This window comes from Kocuria palustris (assembly GCF_007666205.1).
Lineage (GTDB): Bacteria > Actinomycetota > Actinomycetes > Actinomycetales > Micrococcaceae > Kocuria > Kocuria palustris_A.
In genome coordinates, this window is the sequence record NZ_VDOR01000047.1 from 1 (window position 1) to 457 (window position 457).

A 457-nucleotide genomic window follows, 5' to 3' on the forward strand; every position below is an offset into this window, starting at 1 on the left:
TCTAGTGCCCAGCGCAGCCCGCGGCGCGACAGCTTCGCCCGTGGTTCGGCCGCCAGGCTGGTGTCCTGTCGCCATACATGGCAGCAGTCGGTGCAGCGGTAGCGACGCACGACGACCTCCAGGGTCGTGGGTCGCCACCCGAGCGGTTCGTGCGCAAGCCGCCGGACCACCGTGTCCCGCGGAACCCCTTCGCAGCCGCAGCGACGGCACCACTGGTCGAGCTCGACGACGCGGCAAGCGATCACCGCGCGGTCGGGCTCGAGCCGTTGCCCAACGGCTTCGAGACCGAGCTCATCCAGTCGGCAGAACGTGGTCAGGTCAGGGCGAGTGAAGGTAGCGTCGTGCACGTCGAGGTCTTCCGGATGGGCAGTGTGAGAACTTCCATCCTCGGGAGACCTCGACTTCTATCCCGACACCGCCGCGCCGTCAGCTTCTACACCCTCATCTGCGAAGAGCC

1 pseudogene is annotated in these 457 nt (G+C 67.6%); it reads right to left on the reverse strand.

Features of this window, described 5'->3' with window-relative positions:
- Positions 1-347 (reverse strand): annotated as a pseudogene (locus FSY66_RS12440) (transposase family protein); the annotation flags it as partial.
- Between the last annotated feature and the right edge of the window lie 110 nt (positions 348-457).